The 13,158-nt window shown below is 44.9% G+C and carries 9 protein-coding genes; 4 read left to right on the forward strand and 5 right to left on the reverse strand.

The window, feature by feature from the left end; translation table 11 throughout:
- Positions 1-95 precede the first annotated feature (95 nt).
- Entirely contained in the window at positions 96-1,520 is a 1,425-nt protein-coding gene (dacB, locus tag J4N44_RS13630) for a serine-type D-Ala-D-Ala carboxypeptidase (RefSeq protein ID WP_252044552.1), read from the forward strand.
- Here dacB and J4N44_RS13635 read toward each other — a convergent pair.
- Positions 1,499-2,344 (reverse strand): magnesium transporter, encoded by an 846-nt coding sequence (locus J4N44_RS13635; protein WP_005449167.1) that lies wholly within the window; start codon positions 2,342-2,344, stop codon positions 1,499-1,501. The genes dacB and J4N44_RS13635 overlap by 22 nt on opposite strands.
- 424 nt (positions 2,345-2,768) lie before the next feature.
- Positions 2,769-3,956, reverse strand: a complete 1,188-nt coding sequence (gene tyrS, locus J4N44_RS13640) for a tyrosine--tRNA ligase (protein WP_252044553.1) — start codon at positions 3,954-3,956, stop codon at positions 2,769-2,771.
- Positions 3,957-4,086: 130 nt separating this feature from the next.
- Here tyrS and shyC point away from each other — a divergent pair, with 130 nt between their 5' ends.
- The gene (gene shyC / locus J4N44_RS13645) at positions 4,087-5,376 is read left to right on the forward strand and encodes a peptidoglycan DD-endopeptidase ShyC (protein ID WP_005449171.1); all 1,290 of its coding nucleotides are present in this window, start codon (positions 4,087-4,089) and stop codon (positions 5,374-5,376) included.
- Positions 5,377-5,412: 36 nt separating this feature from the next.
- Here the strand turns inward: shyC and J4N44_RS13650 are convergent, their stop codons facing one another.
- The 3 genes from J4N44_RS13650 to erpA form a co-directional block, all read right to left on the reverse strand.
- Positions 5,413-8,541 carry an efflux RND transporter permease subunit gene (locus J4N44_RS13650; protein ID WP_252044555.1) on the reverse strand — a complete coding sequence of 1,043 codons (3,129 nt, stop codon included), beginning with the start codon at positions 8,539-8,541 and terminating at the stop codon, positions 5,413-5,415.
- A gap of 9 nt (positions 8,542-8,550) precedes the next feature.
- Complete coding sequence (locus tag J4N44_RS13655) at positions 8,551-9,666, reverse strand: efflux RND transporter periplasmic adaptor subunit (RefSeq protein ID WP_050904161.1); 1,116 nt, start codon at positions 9,664-9,666, stop codon at positions 8,551-8,553.
- 113 nt (positions 9,667-9,779) lie between these two features.
- Positions 9,780-10,121, reverse strand: a complete 342-nt coding sequence (erpA, locus tag J4N44_RS13660) for an iron-sulfur cluster insertion protein ErpA (RefSeq protein WP_005449174.1) — start codon at positions 10,119-10,121, stop codon at positions 9,780-9,782.
- A gap of 246 nt (positions 10,122-10,367) precedes the next feature.
- Here erpA and hemL point away from each other — a divergent pair, with 246 nt between their 5' ends.
- Both hemL and J4N44_RS13670 read left to right on the forward strand, forming a co-directional pair.
- Positions 10,368-11,663, forward strand: a complete 1,296-nt coding sequence (gene hemL, locus J4N44_RS13665) for a glutamate-1-semialdehyde 2,1-aminomutase (RefSeq protein WP_061065370.1) — start codon at positions 10,368-10,370, stop codon at positions 11,661-11,663.
- Positions 11,664-12,022: 359 nt separating this feature from the next.
- The gene (locus J4N44_RS13670) at positions 12,023-13,108 is read left to right on the forward strand and encodes an AI-2E family transporter (protein ID WP_005449176.1); all 1,086 of its coding nucleotides are present in this window, start codon (positions 12,023-12,025) and stop codon (positions 13,106-13,108) included.
- Positions 13,109-13,158: the final 50 nt, after the last annotated feature.

Below are 13,158 nucleotides of genomic sequence, written 5' to 3' on the forward strand. Positions count from 1 at the left end.
TAAAATGCTCGCTTATGCGGGCATTTTTTATATCCAGAATTCTGCGATTTTTCGGTATATACTCAATTGCATAACTAACCTCACGAACTATTACTATGCGCTTACGTTGGTCATTGTTACTACTCTCTAGCCTTACTCCACTTCTTTCTTTTGCTTATCCCCACCAAGAGGTGCTGCCAGACGGAGCACGTATCAGTTTGGTTGCTGAAAAACTTAATGGGCAAAGTGGGCTAAAAGGCATTCATCCTACTGAGCAGTATTTCCCCCCAGCAAGTACATTAAAAGTTGTCACAGCCTTGGCAGCAAAGCTTGAGCTGGGCAATGGCTTTACTTTTCGTACAACGTTAGAAAGCTCAAACTCTGATGCCGTCTTCACTTTTTCCGGCGATCCTACGCTTGTAACGCAAGATCTTAAAACCATGCTGACACGAGCGAAAAAAAACGGTCTAAACCGAATCAATGGGGATCTTTGGTTAGATAACAGCGCTTTTACTGGCTACAACCGTGCCGTTGGATGGCCATGGGATATTCTAGGCGTTTGCTATAGCGCACCAGCATCTGCTGTGACACTGAATGAAAATTGCGTTCAAGCATCGATATACACACAAAAAAACGGTACAACTCGTGTTTATGTTCCTGAGCATCAACCAATTAATGTCACCACCAGCGCTCAAACCGTGTCAAAAAGCGTCCAGAAGAGCCGTCATTGTGATTTGGATCTCATCGCTAACCCAAACAACCAATATCAACTAACCGGCTGCTTAGTAGACCGTGGCGATAAACCACTCCCCCTCAAGTTTGCAGTGCAAGACCCTGAAGGCTACACAAGCCAAAAAGTAGAGAAATTGCTCAAGCAAGTCGGCATTTCATTAAAAGGAAAAATTCGAGTCGGCAAAGCACCTGAAAAGTCACGCAAGTTATTGGCAGTACACAAATCAAAACCATTACCACAGTTGCTTGATGAGATGTTAAAACGCTCAGATAACTTAATTGCCGATACTCTTACTAAAACACTTGGCGCTAAGTTCTTTGTGCAACCTGGCAGTTTTACTAACGGCACTGAAGCAATCAAACAAATCATTTTCTCCAATACGGGGATCGACATTCGCAATGCCCGATTAGAAGATGGGTCAGGTTTATCACGCAATAACCGCATTTCAGCGAAGTCGATGGCTGCTATCTTGCGCTACATTTGGCAACACGAACAAGAACTCAACTTGATAGCAATTATGCCAAAGTCCGGTGAATCAGGAACATTGCAGTACCGCCAGAGTATGCGTAAAGCTCCTATTAAAGGACAGTTGATTGCAAAAAGCGGGTCCTTGTACGGCACGTACAATATGGCGGGGTATGGGCTTGATAAAAACGGCAAACCAAACACGCTATTTGTTCAGTTTGTGTCGGACTATTTCCCAGAAAAAAGGGACGATAACAAGCCTGTCGTCGCCCCGATTACTCGTTTTGAGAAATTGTTTTACCAAGACATTGTGAGTTTTAGTCAGGCAATGCCTAAGAAGTAGTTCACCACGGTAAAGTAGATCCACATACCTGAGATATCGACGATCGATGCTAATACTGGGCTCACCAATACGGCGGGGTCCAGTTTACATGCACGCGCTATGATAGGAAGTAATCCGCCAAGTGTGGTTGAGATAGTCACCTGAATAAATAACGCAACCGCAATGGCTAATGCGATATCTTCCAGTGCAAAGCCCCCTGTTGATTGCCCACCACTAAATAGCATGATTCGACCAATCATCACGATCGCAATCGCCAAGGCAATAAACAACGCTACACGACTTTCTTTCCACAAAACTTCTAACCATTGGCGTTTCTTTAACTCTCCAGTGGCGAGTGCGCGAATGACTAAGGTCGCAGCCTGAGTTCCGGTATTACCACCAGCAGCAGCGATTACGGGCATATACACGGCAAGCAATACAAGTTGACTTAAAGTATCCTCATACTGAGCAATGATCAAACCCGACACTATCCCTAAAAGGGCAAGAGCAATGATCCAACCAATACGCTGCTTCACATGTTCCAACACACTAGTCGATAAGTAGCCATCTGGTGTATCGACTTCCGACATATGCAAACCTAATTGGTGAGCATAGTGACGAGCACGTTTATCATATCCAGCTTGTTCAAGTTGAGCGATAAGGCTATTCACATAGCCAACCGAGCAGTGCTGCAAAATACCAACCGCCTCATCAATAGGCATGATCGTTAGTAGGTGCAATTGTTGCTCTTGTTCGTATTGCAAAAAGGCATTACGAGCGGCACCAATCTCCACTTCTGAGAAGTTTGGTGTTGTTTCAATAAAAGTGTTGTTCATTACCGTCATGGCGAATCTCCCGATTGGCATTGGTAACGACCATCGACAACGCACGCAAAAAGCTTTCTGCACACCCGACTTGTATAAATACAAATGCAGGACGCGCGAAAACATCAATGCCAAAGCACTGTCTATTCAGAATTTATGAAAGGAAATAATAAAAGGAAAACTAGAAGAAAAGATGCCTCACCACTAAGGTAAGGCGGAGATCGCCAATACCGAAGCGGGTTATTTCGCTCCCTTAATCTTACTCACCCAACAACTGGGAGGATGGTCGGTATTGTTCATGTAAATCTCCGATAAAGCTGCTCACGTAGCAGCGCGCGTATAGTAACAAAGTTCGACCATTTTTACAGTCAATCTCGCGTGTATTCACCAAATTTTAATACAAAAAAAGCGCCTATAAGGCGCTTTCATTTTGAACAGTTATTGATTACTTAATAGTAATACGTGCGAATTTACGTTTACCTACTTGGAATACGTAAGTGCCTGCTTCAGGAGCAAACTTCGCATCAACAACTTTCTCGCCTTCGATCTTAGCTGCGCCTTGCTTAACCATGCGCATAGCTTCAGAAGTTGAAGCACATAGACCCGCTTCTTTCAATAGGTTTGCTACGGGCGTGCCAGTCTCAAAATCAAACTCTGGCATTTCGTCAGGAATTTGGTTTTTCGCGAAACGGTTAACGAACTCTTGCTCTGCCGCATCTGCATCTGCTTCACTGTGGAAGCGTGCAATGATTTCTTTTGCTAGCAGTACTTTGATATCACGAGGGTTCTTGCCTGCTTCTACATCCGCTTTAAATTGTGCAATTTCTTCTAGAGGACGGAAAGACAACAGCTCGTAGTAGCTCCACATTAGATCATCAGAGATTGACATGATCTTACCAAACATTTCGCTTGGTGCTTCGCTGATACCAATGTAGTTACCAGAAGATTTAGACATCTTCTTCTCACCATCTAGACCGACTAGAAGTGGCATCATAAGAACAACTTGTGGTTTTTGACCGTGAGATTTTTGCAACTCGCGCCCCATCAGTAGGTTGAACTTCTGGTCAGTACCACCCAGTTCAACGTCAGTTTCCATTGCTACTGAGTCCCAACCTTGAAGTAGTGGGTACATGAACTCATGGATAGCAATTGGCTGACCACCAGCGTAACGCTTTTTAAAATCATCACGCTCTAGCATACGAGCAACAGTTTGGTTTGCAGCAAGACGGATCATGCCTTCTGCACCAAGCTCAGATAGCCACTCAGAGTTGAACTGAATTTTTGTCTTAGCTGGGTCTAGGATTTTGAACACCTGTTCTTTGTACGTTTCTGCGTTACGTAGCACGTCTTCACGGCTTAGCGGTGGACGAGTTGTGTTCTTGCCTGTTGGGTCACCAACCATTGCAGTGAAATCACCGATAAGGAATGTCACTTCATGACCTAGTTCTTGGAACAAGCGAAGCTTATTGAAAATAACCGTATGGCCTAGGTGAATGTCAGGTGCTGTTGGATCGGCGCCCAATTTAATACGTAGAGGACGACCTTCTTTAAGTTTTGCGATCAGCTCTTCTTCTGGAATCAGCTCTTCAACACCGCGCTTAATCTCGGCTAGTGCAGCTTCAATGCTCGCCATTCTTGTTCACTCCCACAGATTTGGCAAAAATATAATAGCTGAACATCTTACTTGAATAGCGATGCATTTTGAAACACGTTAGACTAGGTAGTTGTCAATTTTTACGTTTAATTTAGTAATCAAGTACCTCATGCATTCGATTTTTGTCCGACTCCCACTCTTGCACAAAGTACTGATCGGCTTTTTTAGTGCGCTTATCATCGTCGCGCTATTTTTCTTACCCGATCCGCAAGACCTCGATCCGCAGCAAAGCCGCCTTAAAGTTGGCGAGCATTATCCAGTGTCGATATCTGTCGAATCACCAGAGCGCAGCGCTTCTTCTAATCTTCCTTCTGTCTTGCGTTGGGAAACATATAAGGTCAAAAATGGGGAAAGTGCAGCGGTACTTTTTAACCGCGTCGGCTTATCCCCTCGTCTTTTGCATGAACTGATCACTTCAGATAAAGAAATCAAACAGCAGCTCTCTCGTCTTCGTCCAGGAGATAAGCTGAAATTTGGGTTTGATGAAAACAACGACTTTGTTCAACTTCAACGCACGCTGAATGCGTTTGAAACTTTCCGCATTAAGCTGCAAGGCAACAAATACGTCTCAGAGATCGATAAAAAAGAAGTCGATTATCAGTACAACTACGCTGAAGCGACGATTAAATCTAACTTCTGGAATGCCGGTATTTCATCTGGGTTGAATGCAAACCAAATTATGGAGCTAGCAGGCATTTTTGGTTGGGACATCGACTTTGCATTGGATATTCGTAAAAACGATACTTTCCGTGTGCTTTACCAAGAAGAAGTCGTCGAAGGTGAAGTCATTGGGCGAGGAAAAATTATTGCTGCAGTGTTTAAGAACCAAGGTGATACCTTTACTGCAATTTTGGATGAAAAGAGCGGCAAGTATTACGATGAAAATGGTCGAGCCATGAAGAAAGCCTTTTTGCGTGCGCCATTGGACTTCCGTCGCGTAACGTCTAATTTCAACCCTCGTCGTTTACACCCTGTCACTGGTAAGGTTCGTCCTCACCGAGGCACCGACTACGCTGCGCCTGTTGGCACACCGATCTGGGCTGCTGGTGATGGTGTGGTACAAAAGTCTGCCTACAATAAGTTTAACGGCAACTATGTGTTCATCAAACACAGCAACACTTACATTACCAAATACCTGCATTTAACTAAACGCATGGTTAAGACAGGACAACGAGTGAAACAAGGACAAACCATTGGTACGCTCGGCGGCACTGGGCGGGTTACGGGACCTCACTTGCACTACGAATTCTTGGTAAACGGAGTACACAAGAACGCTAGAACAGTTAAGCTTCCGCAGTCAAAATCTTTAACGGGTAAAGCAAAACAAACCTTCATGGCGAACGCAAAAGTGAGCATGGCAAAACTAGAACGCTACAGTAAGTTGCTCGCAATGAAATAAATAAGTCGTGATTCACGACAATACCTAAGAGGCAGCTTACGCTGCCTCTTTTGTTTCAGGTTCATCAATATTGTGCTCTCTACCTAGCATCAATAAACATGGAGTAAGCACTAGAGTTAACACGGTTGCAAATGCGAGCCCACCAGCAACTGCAGTTGCTAATTGAGACCACCACTGCGTACTCGGCGCACCAAATTCAATCTTCTGGTAAACTAAGTCGATGTTCATCTCTAGCACCATTGGCAGCAAGCCAAGTATCGTCGTTACTGTGGTCAACAATACAGGTCGCAGACGCTGTACTCCGGTACGCAAAATTGCCTCTGACTTTTCTAGCCCTCGTTTACGCATCTGATTGTAAGTATCTATCAATACAATATTGTTGTTCACAACAATCCCGGCCAGTGCGATCACCCCAATGCCCGACATAATAATGCCGAATGGTTTTTGGAAAATCAGCAATCCAGCAAACACACCGACCGTAGAGAAAAGCACTGCACTTAGGATCAAAAAGGCTTGATAGAAGCTATTAAACTGAGTAATCAAAATAAGCGCCATCACACCAAGAGCAACCATAAAAGCATTTTGCAAGAAAGCGGAAGAGTTCTCTTGCTCTTCGTTTTGCCCACGAATTTTAAACTCAATCCCAGCAGGTAAACCCAATTGCGCCACTTCCGCCGTTATCTTTGGTAGCTCCAGTGCGAGGTTATACCCCTCAACCATATCCGCTTTGATATTTACCACTCGGCGCCCATCAACTCGGCGAATCGTATCCTGCTTATGATCCGGTTTAATTTGAGCAAAGTTAGTAATCGGTACTAAGCCCGCAGCCGTTTTCACTCTTAGCTGATCAAAACGCCCAATATCACGCTTATCTTGCGGATAACGTACTAAGATATCGACTTCTTCATCGGCATCATCCGGAAGATAATCACCAATCTTCAAACCGTTGGTAACAAACTGAACGGTGTTTCCAACCAACGTTGCATCGGCCGCAAAGCGAGAAGCATCGTCTCTGCGGATATCAATCTGCCAATCAATTCCTTCTTTATTCGTTGTATCACTTAAGTTAGTTAACGCAGGGTTACGATCAGCCCAGTAACGAACCATTTTGGCGGCACTGTCCAATTGATCGATACTTGAGTTTTGCGCCGACATTTCAATCACGAGATCATGCTCAACTGGTGGTCCTGCATCGGGGAATTTGTATTCCAACTCAACACCGGAGAATTGATTGGTGGTTTGCTTAAGTTCCTCAATAATATCTTTGACTTTACGGCGATATTGCCAATCCACCGGCGTGATCTGAATTTGACCAATCTCATCACCATCATTTGAATCGGAACCAGTACGTGTGTAGACGCTTTCAAACTCATCATGCCCTAGCATTACTTTCTCAATTTCTTTCATTACGATGTCTTTCTCATTGATCGACAAATCACCATAAGAACGAACTTTGACCGTAAAGAAGGCGGGATCCACTTCAGGAAAGAACTCCGCACCTAAGCCGGCTTTGTTGTAAGTAAAGCCAACACCACCCGCGAGCAAAATTGCGCTGAGTAACACTTTCAATGGATGTCGGATCGCGATAGACAGGGTTTGGTAATAAAGCTTGGTAATGCCTGTCGCTTTATCAAATTCACCATTATGCAGGTCAACCATTTCTTGCTGACGCTGTGCATCGACGACTTGAGGCTTACCAATGATTCCACCAATCACAGGGACGAAAAGTAATGCCATCATTAGCGAAGCACTGAGGGTTGCAATGAGAGTTAATGGTAAGTATTTCATGAACTCACCAGTAATATCCGGCCAAAATAGCAGTGGTGCAAACGCTGCCAAAGTGGTTGCTGTAGAAGCAGTAATCGGCCATGCCATACGTTTTGCTGCATCCCTATATGCTTCTTTACGTGGTGTGCCCTCTTGCATCCGCCTATCAGCAAATTCCGTAACAACAATGGCACCATCGACTAACATGCCTACAGCCATAATCAGTGCGAATAGCACCACGATGTTGACGGTCAAACCAAAAACCGACAACACCAATAAGCCAGTTAAGAAAGAGCCCGGAATAGAAATACCAACTAACAGTGCCGTTCGAACACCCAGAATGGCAATGATGACAATAACGACCAGAATAATTGCAGACAGAATGTTGTTTTGCAGATCGCTAAGCATCAGCTTAACGTCATCAGACTGATCCCAAGTGTATTTAACTTGCAGGTTATTCGGCCAACCAGTCTGCTTTTGCGCTTCAATCAGAACTTGTTTAACGAGCTCAACCGTTTCTATGATGTTTTCACCGGCACGCTTTTTCACATTGAGCACCACCGCTGGTTCACCATCTAGCCGAGCAAAACTTTCAGGGTCACGGAAGGCTCGGCGCACTGTCGCGACATCACCAAAAGTGATCACCTCTTTGCCATTTACCTTGATCGGCAGCTCTAATACATCTTTTAACGAATCGAATACGGAAGGGACTTTAACCGAGAAGCGACCATAACCAGTATCGACAAAGCCAGCAGCAACCACTCGGTTGTTTAAAGCAATCAAATTGTAGATATCGGCTTGATCCAAACCGTAACTTTCCATCAATAACGGATCGACCACGATCTCAACGATATCTTCGCGATCCCCCGCAATATCGACTTCCAATACCTGACGATAGCTTTCCAACTTATCACGTAAAGCTCGTGCGATTTGTACTGTTGTACGCTCAGGGACTGTGCCATACAGAACCAGAGTGAGGACAGGCTCTTCAGATGCGAATGTTACTTCGTTAACTGTTGGCTCATCACTGTCTTCAGGCAATTTAGGTTTAGCAAGATCCACCGCATCACGAACATCAGCCATAGCTTCAGCTAAGTCAACGCCGACACTGAACTCTAGAGTAACCGACGCATGTCCCTCTGAAGCAATCGCGGTCATCTCCTTAACGCCTTCTATTGAACGAAGCTCTTGCTCTATCGGACGAACCAATAAGCGCTCCGCATCGGTCGGGGAAATACCTTGGTGACTAACCGAAACATAGATAATAGGGATGGTAATGTCGGGGCTCGACTCTTTCGGAATCGTAATGTAGGTGATCACTCCGGCAATCAAAATCATCACCAACAATGTAAGCATGGTACGTGCACGCGATAACGCAGCATCAATCAAAGCAAACATATTGCCTCCTTATTGCTGGTTCGCAGCTTCAATGGCATCGTCGACTTTTGTCGCCATCACTAAATCACCATCACGTGCAAAACCTTGTCCAAGCACAATGATGTCAACTTGGTCTCCTAAGCCGGATAACCAGACGCCGTCTTTCTCAGCTTTGACCAGTTGGATAGGCACAAAGTGAACATGCTGATCACGAAGCGTTTTGATACCAAGATTGCCTTCTTCATCTAACGCCAACATGGCTGCGGTCACTTTCACTGCCAGAACTTCACTTAGCGACAGTACCACTTCAGCACTGACACCCGCAGGCATCGCACTCTCTCGATTATCAATCTCGATTTCTATAGGGAATGTGTTGGTCGAAGTTGAAGATACGCGCCCAATATAACGAATGGTGCCTTGATGATGGATGTTATCAATGGTTCTAACATCGGCTTGCTGACCTTGTTTTAAATACTGAATATGACGTTCACTCACATCCGCTTCAATGACTAACTTCTCTAAGTCAATTACAGTGGCTATTGGGTCGCCGACGCCAACGAAATCTCCCACTTCAACGAATCGATGGTCCAGAATGCCGTCAAAAGGGGCTCTTACTTTGGTATTTTTAAGTGCAGTTTCAACATTGCTTAAGTTTGCTCGGGCATCGACAAGTGCCGCTTGAGCAGTGGCAAAAGCAACTTCACCTTGCAACCCTCTATTCTTCAAAGATTCTGCGGCTTTAAATTCTTTTTCTTTTACACGCAGCATTGCTTTGGCGCGTTTAAGTTGAATATCTAGATCGCGCTCATCAATGTTGGCAATCACCTGCCCTTGTTTAACACTTTGTCCTTTTTGCACGTTCAAGCTCACAATCTTACCTGCGACTTCTGCCCCTAAACGAGCTTGCCGATTCGGCGCAGTTCGACCGTAAAGTTCAATCGTTTTACTGGTTGGTTGTGCTTCAAAAGAGTTGAACATCACCTTTGCGACAGGCGTATCATCTGATTGAGAGGATGGAGGAGAGACCGATTCGTCTTGAGCATTGAGTTGACCCATTGCGAGCCAAGCAGCCAAAGCGATAACAAGCGTTAGAGAGACTAGCCATGGACGTTCGACAAAGCGACGTCCGAAAGAAGTTCCAGACATATAAAGTCCTTTTTATTTTTACCCCCACTTCATCGTGAAAGCGAGGGGGCGTTTACGTGACTTCCTGCTACGTAAAACTCAGGCAGCCAATTGGCTGCCTGTTGTCGTATTAATTACACACTGAATGATGCACCACAACCACAGGTTGTCGTCGCATTTGGGTTATTAACAAAGAAGCGAGCTCCTTCTAAACCTTCTGTGTAATCAACCACGCCACCGATTAAGTATTGCAGGCTCATTGGGTCTACAACCAGTGTTACGCCACTGTTTTCGATCGTAGTATCACCTTCATTTACGCTCTCATCAAATGTGAAGCCATATTGGAAACCGCTACAGCCGCCGCCAGTAATGTATACGCGTAACTTCAGTGCTGGGTTTTCTTCTTCCGCAATCAGCGCTTTAACGCGTGATGCTGCTGCATCAGAAAAAGACAATGGTACGTTTACTTCGCTCACGAAGACCTCTCTCACTCGTGTAATGCGTCAAGCCTGTAGCGAGACGTCAAATTTGTGCTAATTAGAGCGATTATCCAATACCTGACCAACTCGTTCAAGTATTCACCGACGATTCTTTAGATCAGATGCTGATATGTAAGATTCCACCGCCAGACAACACATAAATTACCCAAAACGTTTCTAACTTGAGATTAGCTAGGTACAATGCGCTCCACTTGGTCCGAGCAATCAAAAGAGGATAACCCCATGACCAAATCATCAGAGCTATATCAAAAGGCTCAGCAAACCATTCCTGGCGGTGTGAACTCACCAGTTCGTGCATTCAACGGCGTTGGCGGTTCTCCGCTATTTATCGAACGAGCAGACGGTGCCCTGATTTTTGATGCCGATGGTAAAGCGTACATTGATTACGTTGGCTCTTGGGGTCCTATGATTCTAGGTCACAACCACGCAGTTATCCGTGAAGCAGTTATCGATGCTGCACAACGCGGCCTAAGTTTCGGTGCGCCAACTGAAATGGAAATTGCCATGGCCGAGCTTGTATCTGAGCTAGTGCCATCTATGGAACAAATCCGCATGGTAAGTTCTGGTACGGAAGCAACAATGAGTGCTATCCGTCTTGCTCGTGGCTTTACTGGTCGTGACAAGATCATGAAGTTCGAAGGCTGTTACCATGGTCACGCAGACAGCTTGCTAGTAAAAGCAGGTTCAGGTGCACTAACTCTAGGTCAACCAAGTTCTCCTGGCGTTCCTGCCGATTTTGCGAAGCACACACTAACGGCAACATTCAACGACTTAGATTCAGTACGTGAACTATTCGCCGCAAACAAAGGCGAAATCGCATGTATCATCGTTGAGCCAGTAGCGGGCAACATGAACTGTATCCCTCCAGTAGAAGGCTTCCACGAAGGTCTACGCGAAATCTGTGACCAAGAAGGTGCTCTACTGATTTTTGATGAAGTAATGACAGGCTTCCGTGTAGCTCTAGGTGGCGCGCAAGCACACTACAACATCAAACCAGATCTAACGACACTAGGTAAAGTGATCGGTGGCGGTATGCCAGTGGGTGCTTTTGGTGGTCGTAAAGAAGTCATGCAATATGTTGCGCCAACAGGTCCTGTATACCAAGCGGGCACACTTTCCGGTAACCCAGTAGCAATGGCGGCAGGCTTTGCATGTTTGAACCTGCTAAAAGAAGAAGGTAACGAGAAACGTCTTGCTGCAAAAACCAAACAACTTGCTGAAGGCTTCAAAGCTCTTGCTGAAAAACACGGCATCCCAATGGTAGTAAACCAAGTGGGTGGCATGTTTGGTTTCTTCTTCACTGACCAAGAAACCGTAACGTGCTACGAAGACGTGACTAAGTGCGATGTCGAGCGCTTTAAGCGTTTCTTCCACCTAATGCTAAAACACGGTGTATACCTTGCACCATCAGCATTCGAAGCAAGCTTTGCTTCTCTTGCTCACGGTTCAAAAGAAATCGACGCAACACTAGAAGCTGCGGATCGTTGTTTCGCAATTCTGGCAGAAGAATCAAAATAAGCGTTCCTTCCCAGAACATAAATTCCAAAAAAAGGACCTTCGAGGTCCTTTTTTATTATTTGAATTATGCTTGCCAATTAAAGATGACTAAGATGGCAAGAATCCCAAGAACAATCCCAAACCAAGGAATGCGTCTGGCCTTCTTTTCGTTCTGGCATTTCTTATCGCTGTTACAACAACCCATTTTTCCATCTCTTGATTGATAACCACCTGATTTGTGGTCATTATAACAAGGTCAACTGCACCTTCCCAATTCAGCTATGTCATAAGCTTGAAAGAATCGTCGGTGCAAAGTAATAAAGATTTTGCGCTGTGGTATAAGGCGTAAACGTAAATATTCCGTAATTTGGATTAATCACATGCCGAATAATGTAAAAATCACGTCGAGTCATCGAGTGCTAGTTGTTGCGCTGCTCGCCGCTGCTTTTGCCTGCTATTTGTTGGTCGAACCTTACATCAACTCGATCGTCATGGCGTTTATCATTTCACTGCTCATGTTCCCAATACATGAATGGTTTGAACGAAAACTACCTAATCACAAAAACTTGGTCTCACTGCTCTCTTGTGTGGTTTTAACCTTTATTATCGTGATTCCATTACTATTTGTTTTTGCCGCTATCGTGCAGCAAGGTTCGGTATTTTCGCAAAATACCTACAAGTGGGTAACCAATGGTGGCATCCAAGATATTTTCCAACATCCTTGGGTAGTCAAAGGTTTAGCGTTGGTTAATGAGTACTTACCTTTCGACAAAATCGAACCACAAGCCATCGCAGAAAAGATCGGGCAATTCGCAACATCATTTGGTTCAAACCTTGTAGCTATAAGCGCAAAAATCCTAGGTGATGCAACGAATTTCCTAATGGATTTCTTCCTAATGTTGTTCGTTTTGTTCTTCCTGTTACGTGACCACGACAAGATCATTTCAGCAATGCGTCATATTCTGCCCCTCTCACGCAGCCAAGAAGACAAAATTCTGACCGAGATTGAACAAGTCTCGAAATCCGCTGTAATGGGGTCATTCTTAACCGCGATTGCTCAAGGCTTTGCTGGTGGTATCGGTATGTGGCTTGCAGGCTTCCCTGGTTTATTCTGGGGAACCATGATGGGCTTTGCATCATTTATCCCTGTAGTTGGCACAGCACTAATTTGGATTCCAGCCGCAGCGTACTTGTTCTTAACCGGTGACACCACTTGGGCAATCTTCTTGACGGTATGGAGTGTCGTGGTAGTCGGCTCTATCGACAACCTATTACGCCCTCTGCTAATGCAAGGCAGCGCGGGTATGAACACGCTAATGATATTTTTCTCTCTATTGGGTGGTTTGCATCTATTTGGTTTGATCGGTCTTATCTACGGTCCACTGATTTTTGCCGTCACCATGGTGTTGTTTAACATCTACGAAGAAGAGTTTAAGGATTTCCTCAACCAACAAGACAACAGTTAGTCGCTGCTTAATCACTTCAAGCTTGGGGCAGATTGTGCGAAAATCTGCCC

The organism is Vibrio sp. SCSIO 43155, from assembly GCF_023716605.1.
Lineage (GTDB): Bacteria > Pseudomonadota > Gammaproteobacteria > Enterobacterales > Vibrionaceae > Vibrio > Vibrio harveyi.

What these genes read in the sequence shown, in the direction of transcription:
- shyC (WP_005449171.1), top strand. Translation starts at nt 4,087, where the DNA reads ATGCATTCGATTTTTGTCCGACTCCCACTCTTGCACAAAGTACTGATC.
- J4N44_RS13670 (WP_005449176.1), top strand. Translation starts at nt 12,023, where the DNA reads ATGCCGAATAATGTAAAAATCACGTCGAGTCATCGAGTGCTAGTTGTT.
- tyrS (WP_252044553.1), bottom strand. Translation starts at nt 3,956, where the DNA reads ATGGCGAGCATTGAAGCTGCACTAGCCGAGATTAAGCGCGGTGTTGAA.
- J4N44_RS13635 (WP_005449167.1), bottom strand. Translation starts at nt 2,344, where the DNA reads ATGACGGTAATGAACAACACTTTTATTGAAACAACACCAAACTTCTCA.
- J4N44_RS13655 (WP_050904161.1), bottom strand. Translation starts at nt 9,666, where the DNA reads ATGTCTGGAACTTCTTTCGGACGTCGCTTTGTCGAACGTCCATGGCTA.
- dacB (WP_252044552.1), top strand. Translation starts at nt 96, where the DNA reads ATGCGCTTACGTTGGTCATTGTTACTACTCTCTAGCCTTACTCCACTT.
- hemL (WP_061065370.1), top strand. Translation starts at nt 10,368, where the DNA reads ATGACCAAATCATCAGAGCTATATCAAAAGGCTCAGCAAACCATTCCT.
- J4N44_RS13650 (WP_252044555.1), bottom strand. Translation starts at nt 8,541, where the DNA reads ATGTTTGCTTTGATTGATGCTGCGTTATCGCGTGCACGTACCATGCTT.